The following is a 15380-nucleotide window of genomic DNA, read 5'->3' as shown; positions in this document are numbered from 1 at the left end:
TCGAGTGCCCGGAAATGTTCCGCTGGTTTGAAAAAAGGCTCGATCCGTTTCCCGCCGCGGAGCCGGTCGAGCCGCCGAAGACGCTGGTCGCCTTCTGCGTGCACTACACGCGCGGCGTCTGGCCCTACATCATTTTGGACGCCTTGCTGGTGGCGGCAATCGCCGTCGCCGAAGTGTGGATGTTCGGTTTCATGGGCCGCATCGTCGACTGGCTGTCGGCGCAGAACCGCGAAACCTTTCTGCAGACAGAGAGCTGGAAGCTCGCCGGCATGGCCTTCATCGTGCTGGTTGCGCTGCCCGGCACCGTCTGGTTGCGTTCGTTGCTCAACCAGCAGACGGTGATGGGCAACTATCCGATGCGCATCCGCTGGCAGGTGCATCGCTACCTGCTGAAACAGTCCATGGCTTTCTACCAGGACGAGTTCGCGGGCCGCATCGCCACCAAGCTGATGCAGACCGCACTTGCCGTGCGCGACTGCGTCATGAAGATCATAGACGTTCTCAACTACGTCATCGTCTACTTCCTTGGCATGTTGTTCATCGTCGGCTCGGCGGACGTGCGGCTGGCGGCGCCGCTGGCTGTGTGGCTGGTCGGCTACATCGCCCTGCTGCGTTATTTCATCCCTCGATTGGGCAGGGTCGGAGAAGAGCAGGCCAATGCGCGTTCGACCATGACTGGTCGAGTCGTTGACAGTTACGCCAACATCCAGACGGTAAAGCTGTTCAGCCACGCGCGCCGCGAAGCGGGCTTCGCCAGAGAAGGCATGGCGGGTTTCCTCGAGACGGTCTACCGCTCGATGCGGCTGGTGACCATCCTCTACGGCCTGCTCTACATCTTGAACGCGCTGTTATTGTTCTCCGTCACGGCGCTGTCGCTGTGGCTATGGCTCGGCGATGCGGTGACGATCGGGGCGGTGGCCGTTGTCATCGGCCTGGTGCTCAGGATGTGGGGCATGTCGCAATGGATCATGTGGGAGATGTCTGGCCTGTTCGAGAATATCGGCACGGTCCAAGATGGCATCCAATCGATCTCGCTGCCGCGCCTGGTCGAAGACAGGCCGGGCGCCAAGGACATCGCCGTCAGCCTGGGCGAGATCCGTTTCGAAGATATCCGCTTCCACTACGGCAGGCAGAAGGGCGTCATCGAGAACCTGTCGCTGACTGTGAAGCCTGGCGAGAAGGTCGGCATTGTCGGCCGCTCGGGCGCCGGCAAATCGACGCTGGTCAACCTGCTGCTGCGCTTCTACGACCTGGAAGCCGGCCGGATCCTGATCGACGGCCAGGAGATCGCGGCGGTGGCACAGGATTCGCTGCGCGCGCAGATCGGCATGGTGACACAGGATACCTCGCTGCTGCACCGCTCGGTGCGTGAAAACATCCTGTACGGCCGGCCCGACGCGACTGAAGAGATGCTGGTCGAGGCGGCCAAGCGGGCCGAGGCGCTGGACTTCATCGCCGAGCTTTCCGATTCCGAAGGCCGCAAGAATTTCGACGCCTATGTCGGCGACCGCGGCGTCAAACTGTCCGGGGGCCAGCGCCAGCGCATCGCAATTGCCCGCGTCATGCTGAAGGACGCGCCGATCCTCATCCTCGATGAGGCGACCTCGGCCCTCGATTCCGAAGCCGAGGCGGCGATCCAGGAGAACCTCTACAGGCTCATGCAGGGCAAGACCGTGATCGCCATCGCGCATCGGCTGTCGACCATCGCCGCGATGGACAGGCTCGTCGTCATGGACAAGGGCCGCATCATCGAGGAAGGGTCGCACGACGAACTGGTCGCCAAAGGCGGGCTCTATGCCCAGCTCTGGCAGCGCCAGTCCGGTGGCTTCCTGCTCGACGACGCGCCCACCGATGCCGCCAACGATGCGATAGCCAAGGGTGAAGCCGCCGAATGATGAAGGCCGTCTACCGCTGGTTCGAGCGCTGGGTCTACCCGTTCCGCGAGCCGGCGACACTTCGGCCACCTGCCAGCGTCGGCGGCTTCATCTGGCACTATGTCGGGCAGGCAAAGCTCGCCTTCTTCGCCATGCTGGTCATCGGCGGCGTCGCGCCGCTGGTCGAAGCCGGGCTGTTCTACTTCGTCGGTCGGCTGGTCGACATACTGGACCAGTTGCCCGGACAGCGCAGCTGGCATGCGCTGTGGGCGGCCGCCGGTCCCGAGCTGCTGTTCATGGGCGCGGTGGTGCTCGTCATCCGCACGCTGGTGGTCGGTCTGTCGGCGCTGGTCGACGAGCAGACGATCACGCCGGGCTTCTACAATCTGGTGCGCTGGCAGGCGCACCGGCATGTCTCGCGTCAGTCCTACGCCTTCTTCCAGAACGATTTCGCCGGCCGCATCGCGACAAAGGTTTGGCAGGCGGGGCAGGCGACCGGCGACCTGATGGAGAGCTTCCTCGAGGTCGTCTGGTTCATGATCGTCTACACGGTGACGACGCTGGCGCTGGTCGCCGGCCTCGATCTCAGGCTGGCGGTGCTGGTGGTCATCTGGATCGTGGCTTTCGCCTGGCTGGCCAGGCTTCATCTGCCGGCGATCCGCAAGCATGCCGAGGCGACGGCCGAGGCCGGTTCGATGATCAATGGCCGCATCGTCGATTCCTATTCCAACGTGCAGACGCTGAAGCTGTTTTCGGCCGATGGCGACGACCGCTATATCCGCAACGGCTTCGACATCTATCTCGATGCGCTGCGGCCGTTCACGCGCCGGCTGACCGGGGTGCGCATGGCGCTGACGACGCTTTCGGGGGTGATGATCACGGCGATCGCCTGTTTTGCCATCTATCTCTGGGTGGAAGGCTCGATCACCGTCGGCGCCGTCGCCTTCACGCTTTCTCTGGTGCTCAGGCTCAACATGCTGCTTGGCCGGCTGATGATGCAGCTCAACAGCATCCTGAGGAATCTCGGCGTGCTGGAAAATTCAAAGGCGCTGATCTCGCAGCCGCTCGGGCTGATCGATGCGACGGACGCCAGCGAACTGTTCGTCAACGGGGGACGCATCGACGTCAGTCGCGTCACCTTCCATTACGGCAAGGGAGCGGGCGTTCTCGACGGCATCGATCTCGTCGTGCGGCCGGGCGAGAAGGTCGGACTGGTCGGTCCGTCGGGTGCCGGCAAGACGACCTTGGCCAATCTGATCCTGCGGCTCTACGATCTCGAAGGCGGCAAGATCCTGATCGACGGCCAGGACATCGCGCATGTGACGCAGGATTCGCTGCGCGCCAATATCGGTGTGGTGAGCCAGGACACGGCGCTGTTCCATCGCTCGCTGCGCGACAACATCAAGCTCGGCATGCCGGATGCGACCGACGCTCAGGTGATCGCCGCGGCGAAAAAGGCCGAGGCGCATGAGTTCATCATGGGGCTGCGCGACAACCGCGAGCGCGTCGGCTACGAGGCCTATGTCGGCGAGCGCGGCGTGAAGCTCTCCGGCGGCCAGCGCCAGCGCGTCGCGATCGCGCGCGTGTTCCTCAAGGACGCGCCGATCCTGATCCTCGACGAGGCGACTTCGGCGCTCGATTCCGACATCGAGGCCGCGATCCAGGAAAATCTGGCGCGGCTGATGGAGAACAAGACAGTGATTGCCATCGCTCACCGGCTGTCGACCATCGCAGCACTCGATCGTCTGGTGGTGCTGGACGGCGGTCGCATCGTCGAGCAAGGCACGCATGACGAGCTGGTCGCGCTCGACGGGCTCTATGCGCGGCTGTGGAAACGGCAGTCCGGCGGCTTCCTGTTCAACGAGGAAAGCGCGCTGGAAGAGACGCGGCCGGCGGAGTAGAACGGGCCATGTCGGTACGGATGCCCACGAATTTTGGACGAAGCGGCGCCCAGGAAAGTGCGTTCGACCTGCTCGGCCACGAAATCCTCGCCGAGAAGGCGGCCGCTCTTGGCCGCGCCGGCCAGCGCGTCGAGCAGACTCTGGCGAAGCTGCGCGAGAACGGCGAGGGCGAGCATCGCAGCCGGCTGCTCAAGGAAGCGGCGGCTGCCGTCCACGCATATTTCATCCAGCGCGAGCTCTGCGGTTTTCGCAAGCATGACGCCGCGATCCGCGAGTACGATATCCCGCGGGCGGTGTTGGTCAGGCTGGGGGCCAGCTAGCTACTCCAGCCATTCCGTGATGAAGCTGCCATTCTCGTGGATGTCGATGGTCTCGAGCGGACCGGGGCCGAGATTGGTGAATTTGTGAGGCGTGCCGGGCGGCACGATGAGGATCTGCCCGGCCGAGGCCTCGATCTCCTGGTCGCCGACCGTGAACAGGCCGGTGCCGGAGCGGACAATGAAGATCTCCGCGTAGGGGTGCTTGTGCAGGCGCGGGCCGCCGCCGATCTCGGGCAGGTAGTTGAAGATCAGGCAGCTATTGGAGCCGAAGGCGCCGCATTGCAGCTCACCTTGCCAACGGTCGGGCGCTTGCGCCCATCTGTCACGCTCGATGACATGCGCCATGGCTCCAGAATAGCCCGCGCCATCTGCCGCTGTCGAGCCGGGTAGGGGCTGGAAAACGGGCAGGATTTCCCGTTGTTTCGGGGCGCTCGAGGGGCAGTCGGCGCACCGCTTGGCGGGGCCGCGCCAGGCACCCGCGACAATCTGCCCTTGTGCCTTCACCCGTCTGGACAAAAACGGGCTTCACGCATAAACCGAACTCCAAATGCCGGAGGAATTCGCTAGCCTGTTCGCCATGCGCTGTCGGGCCGGCGCGATTGAGCGGGACAAGGCTCGGCCGCCGGCACGGAAAGAGGCGAAAGGATCAGGCACCCGTGAGCGCAACCGACATCCACGATCCCAACCGTCGCGATTTTCTCTATATTGCCACCGGCATGGCCGGCGTGGTCGGTGCGGGCGCCGTCGCTTGGCCGTTCATCGACCAGATGCAGCCGGATGCCTCGACGCTGGCGCTCGCCTCGGTCGAAGTCGACGTCTCCTCGCTGCAGCCCGGCAGCTCGCTGATCGTCAAGTGGCGCGGCAAGCCGGTCGTGGTGCGCAACCGCACCGAAAAGGAAATGAAGGACGGCGAGGCGGTAAGCCTTGACGAGCTGAAGGATCCGATCGCGCGCAACGCCAACCTGCCTGCAGATGCCCCGGCGACCGATGCCAACCGCACAACGGCCGGCAAGGAAGCCTGGATGGTCATGGTGCAGGTCTGCACCCATCTCGGCTGCATCCCGCTAGGCCAGGAAGGCGATTTCGGCGGCTGGTTCTGCCCCTGCCATGGCTCGGTATACGACACTGCCGGCCGCATCCGCAAAGGTCCGGCGCCGGAGAACATGGCGATCCCGGTATTCAAATTCATTTCCGATACCAAGATCCTTATCGGTTGAGGCAGGGGGATAATTCGATGAGCGAGGGACACTCGACCTATACGCCCAAGACCGGTATCGAGCGCTGGTTCGACGCGCGCATGCCGCTGCCGCGGCTGGTCCATGACAGCTTTGTCTCCTACCCGGTGCCGCGCAACCTCAACTACATGTGGACGTTCGGCGGCATCCTGTCGATCATGCTGGCCTCGCAGATCCTGACCGGCATCGTGCTGGCCATGCACTACACGTCCGACACCAATCTCGCCTTCGATTCGGTCGAGAAGATCATGCGCGACGTGAACTCGGGATGGCTGCTGCGCTATCTCCATTCCAACGGCGCCTCGTTCTTCTTCGTCGCCGTCTACATTCACATCTTCCGCGGACTGTTCTACGGGTCCTACAAGGCGCCGCGCGAGCTGCTATGGATCCTGGGCTGCATCATCTACCTGCTGATGATGGCGACCGGCTTCATGGGCTACGTGCTGCCATGGGGCCAGATGAGCTTCTGGGGCGCCACCGTCATCACCGGCTTCTTCAGCGCCATTCCGCTGGTCGGCAACTGGATCCAGGAACTGCTGCTTGGCGGTTTCGCCGTCGACAATCCGACGCTCAACCGCTTCTTTGCGCTGCACTATCTGCTGCCCTTCATGATCGCAGGCGTCGTCGTGCTGCACATCTGGGCGCTGCATGTCGTCGGCCAGTCGAACCCGACCGGCATCGAGGTCAAGTCGAAGACCGACACGGTTGCGTTCACGCCTTATGCGACCATCAAGGACGCGTTCGGCATGATCGTGTTCCTGTTCTTCTTCGCCTATTTCGTCTTCTACCTGCCGAACTATCTCGGCCATCCGGACAACTACACGATCGCCAACCCGCTGAAGACGCCGGCCCATATCGTTCCGGAATGGTACTTCCTGCCGTTCTACGCGATCCTGCGCGCCATCACCTTCAACATCGGGCCGATCAACTCGAAGCTCGGCGGCGTGCTGTGCATGTTCGGCGCCATCGCCATGCTGTTCCTGGTGCCGTGGCTCGACACATCGAAGGTGCGCTCGGCGGTCTACCGGCCCTGGTACAAGCTGTTCTTCTGGCTGTTCGTGGCCGACGCAATCCTGCTCGGGTGGCTGGGCTCGCAGCCGGCGGAGGGCAGCTATGTGTTCATGGCGCAGATGGCGACGCTGTTCTACTTCACCTTCTTCCTGGTGATCATGCCGGTGCTCGGCCTGATCGAGACGCCGCGGCGTCTGCCGAACTCGATCACCGAGGCGGTGCTGGAAAAGAAAAAGGGCGGCAGCGGGCATCCGGCGGGCGCGACGGCCGCGCCGGAAACCAAAGGCTGAGAATCTGAGGGGATTTGGCATGAAGAAGATTCTCACCTCGCTGGCTTTGTTTGGCCTGGTGGTCGCGGGTACTTGTATGTCAGGTGCAGGGACCTTTGCCGCCGAGGAGGAACACAACGCGGCCGCGCCGACGCATTTCCCGATCAATGAACCGAAGGAAATGGGCTGGAGCTTCGCGGGTCCCTTCGGCACCTACGACAAGGCCCAGCTGCAGCGCGGCCTGAAGGTCTACAAGGAAGTCTGCTCGGCCTGCCACTCGATGAACCTTGTGGCGTTCCGTACGCTAGAGGACCTCGGCTATTCCGACGCGCAGGTGAAGTCGCTTGCCGCCAGCTACACGATCCATGACGGTCCCAATGACGCCGGCGACATGTTCGACCGCCCGGGCAAGCCGTCGGATCACTTCCCGGCGCCGTTCCCGAACGAGCAGGCAGCCGCCGCCGCCAATGGCGGCGCCGCTCCGCCCGACATGTCGCTGCTCGCCAAGGCGCGCGGTGTCGAGCGCGGCTTCCCGCGCTTCGTCTTCGACATCTTCACCCAGTACGCCCAGGGCGGTCCGGACTACATTCATTCGCTGCTCACCGGCTACGACCAGACGCCGCCGGCCGGCATGGTGATCCCGGAAGGCACGCACTACAATCCGTACTTCCTGTCCGGCGTGTCGCTGAAGATGCCCAAGCCGCTCTCAGACGGCCAGGTGACCTATGACGACGGTTCGCCGCAGACGATCGACCAGTATTCGCGCGACGTGTCGGCGTTCCTGATGTGGGCCGCGGAGCCGCATCTGGAAGACCGCAAGAAGACCGGGTTCCGCGTGCTGATCTTCCTGGTTCTGTTCGGCGCGCTGGTCTATCTCACCAAGCGCCGGGTGTGGGCCGACGTGGCGCACTGAGCCCGCGACCAGTCCCACAAGATCTTGAAGGGCGCCGCAGGGCGCCCTTTGTCTTTCAACTGCCTCGGCACGCCGATCTGATCATTTGCCAGACAATTTTCCGGTAGGCGGTAGCCGTCATCCTTGCGGGCGGCTACGATCGGTCCGTTCACGATCATTGCCCGAATCTCAGATCATGGGCCGGGGAGCCGCCTGATGAAATCGTCGCTCGAAGACACGCTGCTTGCCGCGATCCGCACCATCCCCGACTATCCCAAGCCCGGCATCCTGTTCCGGGACATCACGACCTTGCTTGGCGATGCGCGCGCCTTCCGCCGCGCCATCGACGAACTGGTGCATCCTTACGCCGGGCTGAAGATCGACAAGATCGCCGGCATCGAGGCGCGCGGCTTCATTCTCGGCGGTGCGGTGGCGCACCAGCTTTCGGCGGGCTTCGTGCCGATCCGCAAGAAGGGCAAGCTGCCTTACGAGACCGTGCGCGTCGCCTACAGCCTCGAATATGGGCTCGACGAGATGGAGATGCACAAGGATGGCGTCTCGGAGGGTGAGAAGGTCATCCTCGTCGACGATCTGATCGCCACCGGGGGTACGGCGGAGGCGGCGGTGAAGCTGCTCAGGCAGATCGGCGCCGACATCGTTGCCGCCTGCTTCGTAATCGACCTGCCGGATCTCGGCGGGCGCCGGAAGCTGGAAGCGCTCGGCGTGCCGGTCCGGACGCTGATCGGCTTCGAGGGGCATTGATTGGTGGTGAATGGTGAATAGTGAATAGTGAATAGTGAATAGTGAATAGTAGCTCCGTGGCTACTACTTACTACTTACTATTCACCATTCACCCTTCACCATTCACCATTCACCCTCACCAACACAGCGCTGTCGAACTCGATCACCTTGGCGCCTGTCGAATCGAACGCTTCCGAGCGCAGCGTGAGCAGGTTCCAGCCGGGGCGCGCGGCAAGCGGGCGATGGGCGAGCGCGGTGCGCGTGAAGGTCACTGTCTCGCCGGCATAGACCGGTTTCAGCCATTTCAGGTTGCGGAAGCCGGGCGAGGGGCCGAATTCCGGCTGCGGTCCAGGGCCGGTCCAGCGGACGCCCTCGGTCTCCATGCGCTTTTGCAGATTGTATTTCATCCAGGTGGCGGCGGTGTGCCAGCCGGAGGCGCAGAGCCCGCCGAGAACGCTCTTCTGCGCGGCTTCCTCATCGACATGAAAGGCCTGCGGGTCGTACTTGCGGGCGAAGGCCTTGATCTCGTCGGCCTCGAACTTGTGCGAGCCGAGCGTGACGGTTTCGCCGATCAGGAAGAACTCGTCCAAAGTCATGACAGGCCCTGTGCGGCATCACGCGCGAGGAACATGCCAGTGTTCTCGAGCTCGAAGACACTCTCGCCGCGCTGGTTGAAGAGCTCGCTGCGCATGGCAACCAGGCCGAGCTGCGGCCTGGACTTCGACTGGCGCTTGGAAAGCACGGTGACTGTGCCGGTGAGCCGGTCGCCGGCCAGGACGGGCTTCTTCCACTTCACATGCTCGATCCCGGGCGAACCCTGCGAGGTCGAATCGAGAAGGAAGGCGTCGCACAGCATGCGCATGAACATCGCGCAGGTGTGCCACCCAGAAGCCGAAAGACCACCGAGGATGCTCGCCTTGCCGGCCTCCTCATCGAGATGCATCGGCTGGGCGTCGAATTCGCTGGCGAATTCAATGATCTCGGCGGCACTCACATCCTTGCTGCCGAGGTCGAGCGTGGCGCCCTCGACGAAATCCTCGTAGGCCCAGGTCTTTCGGGTCATGTCGACAATCCGGAATGCGTGATCCCCAAGGTTGGGCATCCCGGATGAAGGCTCAAGGCAATTCGGTCAAGTGATTTCTGGTGAGCGGAGCCGAGCGCAGCCACCAGCCAATTGCCGGGCAAAATCAGGTGTTGAACTTGAAGAGCATGACGTCGCCGTCCTGGACGACATATTCCTTGCCTTCGTCGCGCGCCTTGCCGGCTTCCTTGGCCGCGACTTCGCCGCCCAGCGTGACGAAGTCGTTATAGGCGATCGTCTGGGCACGGATGAAGCCGCGCTCGAAATCGGTGTGGATGACGCCGGCGGCCTGTGGCGCCTTGGCGCCCTTGTGCACGGTCCAGGCGCGCGTCTCCTTCGGCCCGGCGGTGAAGTAGGTGATGAGCTGCAACAGCTCGTAGCCGGCCCGGATCACCTTGTTGAGACCCGGCTCATCGAGGCCGAGCGAGGCTAGGAATTCCATTTCCTCTTCGTCGGAAAGCTGGGCGACTTCGGCTTCGATCGCCGCCGAGATCACCACGGTGCTGGCGCCCTGCGCGGCAGCCATCTTTTCCACGGCCTTGCTGTGCTCGTTGCCGGTCGCGGCATCGGCCTCGGCGACGTTGCAGACATAAAGCACCGGATGCGAGGTGAGCAGGTTGAGCCCCTGCAGGATGCGCAGGTCCTCGGCCGCGATGCCCTCGAGCAGGATGCGGGTCGGCTTGCCGCCCTGCAGCAGCTCGAGCGCGGCTTCCATGAGCGGCAGCACCGTCATTGCTTCCTTGTCCTTGCCGGCAGCGCGCTTGCGGATCTGGACGATGCGGCGTTCGAGGCTTTCGAGATCGGCGAGCATCAGCTCGGTCTCGACGGTCTCGGCGTCGGCGACCGGATCGATGCGTCCCTCGACATGGGTGATGTCGTCATCCTCGAAGCAGCGCAGCACATGCACGATGGCGTCGACCTCCCGGATATTGGCCAGGAACTGGTTGCCCAACCCTTCGCCCTTGGAGGCGCCACGCACCAGACCGGCGATGTCAACGAAGGAGATGCGGGTCGGGATGATCTCCTTGGACTTGGCGACCTCAGCGATCTTCTGCAGACGTGGATCGGGCACCGCCACCTCGCCGGTGTTCGGCTCGATCGTGCAGAATGGATAGTTGGCGGCCTGCGCGGCGGCCGTCCTGGTCAACGCATTGAACAGCGTCGACTTGCCGACGTTGGGCAAGCCAACGATGCCACATTTGAAACCCATGTTCTTTCGGTCCTATCGGGAGTTCGATTTGGTGAGGGCTATGGGCGAAAGCGGCGACGATCGTCAAGTCCTGCGCTGCGATCCCTGGTCGGCCTCAGTCTTTGCCGCCAAACAGCTTCTTCAGCATCGCAGCCATCGGCCCGCTTTCAGGCAACTTTGCCGGCGCCTGGTGCTGGCGCGCCTGACGGATGTGGCTCTGGGCCTTCGGCGGCTTCGGCGGCGGTCGGTCGTCGTCGCCGGTCGGCACCAGCTTTTCGCGCAGCGCCAGCGTGATGCGATTCATGAAGGAACTGTCGTCGCCCTTGGCCAGCAATCCGGCATCGTCGGCAATCGCGTCGAGCAGGACGTCGAGCCATTCGCGATCGGCCTTGGCGAAGTCGCCGAGCACATGGCCATGCACCATCTCCTTGACGCCTGGATGGCCGACGCCGATGCGCACGCGGCGAAAATCCTTGCCGACATGCTGGTCGAGCGAGCGGATGCCGTTATGGCCGCCGGAGCCGCCGCCAACCTTGATCCTGACCTTGCCGGCCGGGAGGTCGATCTCGTCGTAGAAGACGGTCAGATCGGAAGGCCCGAGCTTGTAGAAGCGCAGTGCCTCGCCAACCGACTGTCCGGACAGGTTCATGAAGGTCTGCGGCTTGATCAGAAGGATCTTCTCGCCGCCGAGCACGCCTTCGCAAATCAGGCCCTGGAATTTCTTCGACCAGGGCGAAAAGGAATGGCGGCGGGCAATCGCGTCCGCCGCCATGAAGCCGACATTGTGCCGGTTGTTCTCATATTTCGCGCCCGGATTGCCGAGGCCTGCAAAGACAAGCATCGTCGCCTCCGGGCGCGGAAGAGCTTACTTCTCTTCGGCCGCAGCAGCCGCCGCTTCAGGCTCGGCCACTTCGGTGGTCTCCGCCGCTTCCGGCTTCATCGCCGAGGAGCCGGCGATGGTCGCGATGGTGAAATCGCGGTCGGAGATCACCGGCTTGACGCCGGCCGGCAGGGTAACCGCCGAGATGTGGATCGAATCGCCGATGTCGGTGCCGGTAAGATCGACGGTGATGAATTCCGGGATCGCATTGGCCGGGCAGTGGAACTCGACTTCGTGGCGAACGATGTTGAGCACGCCGCCGCGCTTGATGCCGGGCGACTTCTCCTCGTTGATGAAGTGAACGGGAACGTCGACATTGACCTCGGTGTCCTTGCCGATGCGCAGGAAGTCGACATGGACCGGGAAGTCCTTGACTGGATCGAGCTGGAAGTCCTTCGGCAGGACCTGGATCTTCTTGCCGTCGACATCGATCGTGGCGATCGTGGTCAGGAACCCGCCGCCGTGGATCTTGTAGAAGACGTCCTTGTAGTTCAGCGCAATCGCCAGGGGAGGCTGCTTGTCGCCGTAAATGACTGCAGGCACTTTACCGTTGCGGCGAACTGCACGGGCGGACCCCTTACCGACCTGTTCGCGCGCTTCGGCCTTGAGCTCGTAAGTATCGTGGCTCATGGCATTTCCTTTCGCGTGTTATGGAGCGTCCGCGGCAAGCTCAATGCTCCGCCGTAAACGTCGAAAGCCGTCATGGCCTTGCACGATCTGGTCCAAAATCCGATTTGGGGATCATGCAGGCCTAGCCGGCCTTCCTCCGCGTTGCCTCCAAGGGTGTCTACGCGGGTGGCGGCTCTATAGCGGAAGGCGGGCGAGGGTGCAAGCCGCGGAAGCTTGGCTGGGCGTTCATGAGAATTTCCGGCAGGGCATGGCCGACGCTTCGGCTTCATACAAGTTCCACCTCGGTCGCGCGACACCTCTCCGGATGAAAGCATTGGATGTAGCATTGGGCGGATTTCAATCGTCCTGGGGGGCGGACATCCGAAAGATCTGTGTGGACCGACATGAAACTATTGTTCAGCCGCAATCCCAATCCTCGCCTGGCCGTTGCCGTGGCGCGGCATCTCGAGGCGAAAATCGCGTTCGAATTCGCCGCGCCCATGGCGCCCGGGCAAACCGAGCATTACCGCGCGCTCAACCCAAACCTGACCATACCCATACTAGCCGGCCCGGGATGGAGCCTGTGGGAAGCCGACGCAATCGCCTGCCGGCTTTCGCGCGACGCGCGTTCGGATTTCTGGCGCAGCGGCGACGACGAACCGGACATGATCCGGTGGCTGAGCTGGGGCAAGGAGAATTTTGTCCGGGCCTGCGACATGGTGCATTTCGAGCGCGGCACCAAGCAGCGCTACCGGCTCGGCCCGATCGACCAAGCGCTGGTCGAGGAGGGACTGAGGCGGTTCCACACGGCCGCTGCACTCCTGGATACGCTTTCACAACAAGTGTGGCTGGTTGGAGAGACGGTATCCTATGCAGACTTTCGCATGGCGACGTTGCTGCCTTTCAACAGTGTCGCCAGGCTGCCGCTCGATGACTATCCGTCTGTCAGCCGCTGGTACCGGCGGCTCGAGGCGATCGATGCCTGGCGCGATCCTTTCGGCGGACTGGAAGCGCCGGAGCTGCCACCAGTCAGGAGCGCGGCCGAGCCGGACTGACTGCCCGGCCCGACAATTCCAATTCTGGACGTCAGGCCTTCTTCGCCTCCCTCATGTTCGGCAGGAAGACCGTCAGCAGGCCGAGGAAGGGCAGGTAGGAGCAGAGCTGGTAGACGAAGTCGATGCCCTTCATGTCGGCTATGACGCCGAGCACCGCCGCGGCGATGCCGCCCATGCCGAAGGCGAAACCGAAGAAGATGCCGGCGATCATGCCGACGCGGCCCGGGACCAGTTCCTGAGCGAAGACGACGATGTTGGAGAAGGCCGACGACAGGATCAGACCGATCAGCACCGTCAGCACCATCGTCCATTCGAAGTTGGCGTAGGGGAGCGCCAGGGTGAACGGCAGCACGCCGACGATCGAGAACCAGATCATCGCCTTCTGTCCGTAGCGGTCGCCAAACGGGCCACCGAGCAGGATGCCCAGCGCCGAGGCGCCGAGGAACAGGAACAGCATCACCTGCGACATCTGCACCGAAACGCCGAACTTATGGATGGCGTAGAAGGTGTAGTAGCTGGAGATCGAGGCGATGTAGGCGTTCTTGGTCAGCACCAGCAGCGTCAGCACGGCGAGCGCGCCCATCACCTTCTTGCGCGCGAAGGGTGAGACGTGAACAGGCTGCTTGCGGGTGGCCATCGAGGCGCGCAGCCGGCTGTACCAGCCGCCGACCTGCCACAGCACGATGATGCCGATCAGCGAGCCGATGGCGAACCAGGAAATGCTGGTCTGGCCGAAGGGCACGACGATGAAGGCTGCCAGCAGCGGGCCCATCGCCTGGCCGAAATTGCCGCCGACCTGGAACAGCGATTGCGCCAGGCCGAAGCGGCCGCCAGAGGCGAAGCGGGCGATGCGCGAGGATTCCGGATGGAAGATCGCCGAACCGATACCGATCAGCGAGGCGCCGATCAGGAGCAGCCAGTAATGGCCGGCATAAGCGAGCACGACCAGGCCGATCAGCGACGAAGCCATGCCGTAGGGGAGCGAATAGGGCATCGGCCGCTTGTCGGTGATCATGCCGATCAGCGGCTGCAGCAGCGATGCCGTCACCTGGAAGGTGAAGGTCAAAAGACCGATCTGCCAGAAATCGAGACCGTAGTTTTCCTTGAGCAGCGGATAGATGGCCGCCAACAGCGACTGCATGATATCGTTTATGCAGTGGCAGAAGCTCACCGCAAGGATGACGGTGAATGCCGTCGCCTGCGCCGAGATGTTGGTTGCCGTCGCTGGCGTCGCGACGGTGGTGGCGGTCGTATCGGTCAAGGCAATGCTCCGTGGACTTCTGGCGGCAAACCGCGGCCAGCCGTATAGGCTGGGTGCCTTATATTCTGCTTGAATGGCGACTTCTTTCGTGGTTTGGTCCAATTGTTTCGCGAGTGGGCCACAACCATGCCGCACGGCAGGGAGATATTCAGGGGCGATGCGGCCGAGCTTGGCCGGCTGCATCAAACGCGCTGGCAGTGGCTGGAGGAAGTCGTCGCGCCTGCGGTAGCGCTTCCGAACGAGTATCCCGACGGCTATCATGTACCCCTGCACCGCCATAGCCGCAGCCAGTTGCTGCATGCGCTGGTAGGCGTCGTGCTGGTGACGACAAAGCACGGGCGGTGGATGGTGCCGCCAGACCATGCGATGTGGATCCCCGCAGGCATCGAGCATTCCGTCGAGATGCTGGGCGATGTCTCGATGCGTTCGGTCTATGTCACGCCCGGGGCCATTGCCGGGCTGCCGGAGGGCTTGCGTGTCGTCGGCATCACCGAATTGATGCACAGCCTGATCGTGGAATCGGAAAAGCTGCCGCAGGGCGCCGAACTGGAAGGCCGCGGCGGGCTGATCATGGGGCTTTTGCTGCATGAGATCCCCAACCTGCCGGAACGGCCGCTCGGCCTGCCGTTCCCGTCGGATCCGAGGCTGGCCGCACTCTGCCGGCGCTTTGTGGCTGCCCCGTCGCCGCATGCGACGATCGACGAATGGGCGAATGCCGCAGGCATGAGCCGGCGCTCCTTCACCCGCGCTTTCCACCGCCAGACCGGCCTGCCGCTGTCGACCTGGCGCCAGCAGGCCTGCCTGTTCGCAGCGCTGCCCAGGCTTGCCGACGGCGAGCCGATCACCAGGGTGGCGCTCGATCTCGGCTATGACAGCGTGCCGGCCTTCATCACCATGTTCAAGCGCATGCTTGGAACCTCACCCCGCGGCTATATGCGGGGCGCGCGCGAACCGAGCGAGGGACACAAGCGGCCCAGCGGCCCTGCAAGGTCGGAAGCTGGGGCGGTCTAATGCATGTCACCCATAAGGGTGCAGCGGTTCTGGGGCAACGACATGCATCAA

16 protein-coding genes are annotated in these 15380 nt (G+C 63.4%); 9 read left to right on the top strand and 7 right to left on the bottom strand.

All coding sequences use genetic code 11. The features are described from left to right. Window positions 1-14 precede the first annotated feature (14 nt). From EN818_RS24890 to EN818_RS24880, 3 genes are read left to right on the top strand one after another with little or no spacing between them, the layout of a single operon-like run. Window positions 15-1895 carry an ABC transporter ATP-binding protein gene (locus EN818_RS24890; protein WP_095807046.1) on the top strand — a complete coding sequence of 627 codons (1881 nt, stop codon included), beginning with the start codon at window positions 15-17 and terminating at the stop codon, window positions 1893-1895. Continuing rightward, window positions 1892-3775, top strand: coding sequence for an ABC transporter ATP-binding protein (locus tag EN818_RS24885; RefSeq protein WP_095806988.1), 1884 nt, complete (start codon window positions 1892-1894; stop codon window positions 3773-3775). The genes EN818_RS24890 and EN818_RS24885 overlap by 4 nt, the downstream gene beginning before the upstream one ends. A gap of 8 nt (window positions 3776-3783) precedes the next feature. Next, window positions 3784-4095, top strand: coding sequence for a DUF6665 family protein (locus EN818_RS24880; protein ID WP_095806987.1), 312 nt, complete (start codon window positions 3784-3786; stop codon window positions 4093-4095). Here EN818_RS24880 and EN818_RS24875 read toward each other — a convergent pair whose 3' ends face one another. Further along, entirely contained in the window at window positions 4096-4440 is a 345-nt protein-coding gene (locus EN818_RS24875) for a cupin domain-containing protein (RefSeq protein WP_095806986.1), read from the bottom strand. 311 nt (window positions 4441-4751) lie between these two features. Between EN818_RS24875 and petA the strand changes: the two genes are divergently transcribed. From petA to EN818_RS24855, 4 genes are all read left to right on the top strand, one after another. Then, window positions 4752-5312, top strand: a complete 561-nt coding sequence (gene petA / locus EN818_RS24870; protein ID WP_095806985.1) for a ubiquinol-cytochrome c reductase iron-sulfur subunit — start codon at window positions 4752-4754, stop codon at window positions 5310-5312. A gap of 17 nt (window positions 5313-5329) precedes the next feature. Further along, entirely contained in the window at window positions 5330-6631 is a 1302-nt protein-coding gene (locus EN818_RS24865; RefSeq protein ID WP_095806984.1) for a cytochrome b N-terminal domain-containing protein, read from the top strand. A 19-nt stretch (window positions 6632-6650) separates the two neighbouring features. Next, on the top strand, window positions 6651-7523 hold the full coding sequence (locus tag EN818_RS24860; protein ID WP_095806983.1) for a cytochrome c1: 873 nt from the start codon (window positions 6651-6653) through the stop codon (window positions 7521-7523). Between the two features lie 195 nt (window positions 7524-7718). Continuing rightward, window positions 7719-8264, top strand: a complete 546-nt coding sequence (locus tag EN818_RS24855) for an adenine phosphoribosyltransferase (RefSeq protein ID WP_095806982.1) — start codon at window positions 7719-7721, stop codon at window positions 8262-8264. Between the two features lie 95 nt (window positions 8265-8359). Here the strand turns inward: EN818_RS24855 and EN818_RS24850 are convergent, their stop codons facing one another. The 5 genes from EN818_RS24850 to EN818_RS24830 form a co-directional block, all read right to left on the bottom strand. After that, window positions 8360-8839 carry a MaoC family dehydratase gene (locus EN818_RS24850; RefSeq protein WP_095806981.1) on the bottom strand — a complete coding sequence of 160 codons (480 nt, stop codon included), beginning with the start codon at window positions 8837-8839 and terminating at the stop codon, window positions 8360-8362. Beyond that, entirely contained in the window at window positions 8836-9306 is a 471-nt protein-coding gene (locus tag EN818_RS24845) for a MaoC family dehydratase (RefSeq protein WP_095807045.1), read from the bottom strand. Before EN818_RS24845 ends, EN818_RS24850 begins: the two co-directional genes overlap by 4 nt. A gap of 124 nt (window positions 9307-9430) precedes the next feature. Continuing rightward, window positions 9431-10534, bottom strand: coding sequence for a redox-regulated ATPase YchF (gene ychF / locus EN818_RS24840; RefSeq protein ID WP_095806980.1), 1104 nt, complete (start codon window positions 10532-10534; stop codon window positions 9431-9433). A gap of 94 nt (window positions 10535-10628) precedes the next feature. Beyond that, window positions 10629-11354 carry an aminoacyl-tRNA hydrolase gene (gene pth, locus EN818_RS24835; RefSeq protein ID WP_095806979.1) on the bottom strand — a complete coding sequence of 242 codons (726 nt, stop codon included), beginning with the start codon at window positions 11352-11354 and terminating at the stop codon, window positions 10629-10631. A 24-nt stretch (window positions 11355-11378) separates the two neighbouring features. Beyond that, window positions 11379-12023 carry a 50S ribosomal protein L25/general stress protein Ctc gene (locus EN818_RS24830; protein ID WP_095806978.1) on the bottom strand — a complete coding sequence of 215 codons (645 nt, stop codon included), beginning with the start codon at window positions 12021-12023 and terminating at the stop codon, window positions 11379-11381. A 383-nt stretch (window positions 12024-12406) separates the two neighbouring features. Here EN818_RS24830 and EN818_RS24825 point away from each other — a divergent pair, with 383 nt between their 5' ends. Further along, a complete protein-coding gene (locus EN818_RS24825) occupies window positions 12407-13057 on the top strand; it encodes a glutathione S-transferase family protein (RefSeq protein ID WP_135904617.1) in 651 nt (216 codons plus the stop codon). A 31-nt stretch (window positions 13058-13088) separates the two neighbouring features. Here EN818_RS24825 and EN818_RS24820 read toward each other — a convergent pair whose 3' ends face one another. Continuing rightward, on the bottom strand, window positions 13089-14318 hold the full coding sequence (locus tag EN818_RS24820) for an MFS transporter (protein ID WP_165350002.1): 1230 nt from the start codon (window positions 14316-14318) through the stop codon (window positions 13089-13091). A gap of 126 nt (window positions 14319-14444) precedes the next feature. On the opposite strand from EN818_RS24820, the gene EN818_RS24815 reads away from it, so the two are divergent. Further along, window positions 14445-15329, top strand: a complete 885-nt coding sequence (locus EN818_RS24815) for a helix-turn-helix transcriptional regulator (RefSeq protein WP_095806977.1) — start codon at window positions 14445-14447, stop codon at window positions 15327-15329. The last annotated feature ends 51 nt before the right edge of the window (window positions 15330-15380 follow it).

It is taken from the genome of Mesorhizobium sp. M3A.F.Ca.ET.175.01.1.1 (assembly GCF_004791945.1).
Classification (GTDB): domain Bacteria; phylum Pseudomonadota; class Alphaproteobacteria; order Rhizobiales; family Rhizobiaceae; genus Mesorhizobium.
The sequence above is the reverse complement of the archived record's forward strand: the minus strand, read 5'-3'. Positions and strand labels throughout refer to the sequence as shown.

Bases quoted from the DNA above. Each gene is read 5' to 3' on its own strand.
- EN818_RS24865 (WP_095806984.1), top strand. From the start codon at position 5,330: ATGAGCGAGGGACACTCGACCTATACGCCCAAGACCGGTATCGAGCGC.
- EN818_RS24845 (WP_095807045.1), bottom strand. From the start codon at position 9,306: ATGACCCGAAAGACCTGGGCCTACGAGGATTTCGTCGAGGGCGCCACG.
- EN818_RS24830 (WP_095806978.1), bottom strand. From the start codon at position 12,023: ATGAGCCACGATACTTACGAGCTCAAGGCCGAAGCGCGCGAACAGGTC.
- EN818_RS24885 (WP_095806988.1), top strand. From the start codon at position 1,892: ATGATGAAGGCCGTCTACCGCTGGTTCGAGCGCTGGGTCTACCCGTTC.
- EN818_RS24855 (WP_095806982.1), top strand. From the start codon at position 7,719: ATGAAATCGTCGCTCGAAGACACGCTGCTTGCCGCGATCCGCACCATC.
- EN818_RS24875 (WP_095806986.1), bottom strand. From the start codon at position 4,440: ATGGCGCATGTCATCGAGCGTGACAGATGGGCGCAAGCGCCCGACCGT.
- pth (WP_095806979.1), bottom strand. From the start codon at position 11,354: ATGCTTGTCTTTGCAGGCCTCGGCAATCCGGGCGCGAAATATGAGAAC.
- EN818_RS24860 (WP_095806983.1), top strand. From the start codon at position 6,651: ATGAAGAAGATTCTCACCTCGCTGGCTTTGTTTGGCCTGGTGGTCGCG.
- EN818_RS24880 (WP_095806987.1), top strand. From the start codon at position 3,784: ATGTCGGTACGGATGCCCACGAATTTTGGACGAAGCGGCGCCCAGGAA.
- EN818_RS24850 (WP_095806981.1), bottom strand. From the start codon at position 8,839: ATGACTTTGGACGAGTTCTTCCTGATCGGCGAAACCGTCACGCTCGGC.
- ychF (WP_095806980.1), bottom strand. From the start codon at position 10,534: ATGGGTTTCAAATGTGGCATCGTTGGCTTGCCCAACGTCGGCAAGTCG.
- EN818_RS24825 (WP_135904617.1), top strand. From the start codon at position 12,407: ATGAAACTATTGTTCAGCCGCAATCCCAATCCTCGCCTGGCCGTTGCC.
- EN818_RS24890 (WP_095807046.1), top strand. From the start codon at position 15: ATGTTCCGCTGGTTTGAAAAAAGGCTCGATCCGTTTCCCGCCGCGGAG.
- EN818_RS24815 (WP_095806977.1), top strand. From the start codon at position 14,445: ATGCCGCACGGCAGGGAGATATTCAGGGGCGATGCGGCCGAGCTTGGC.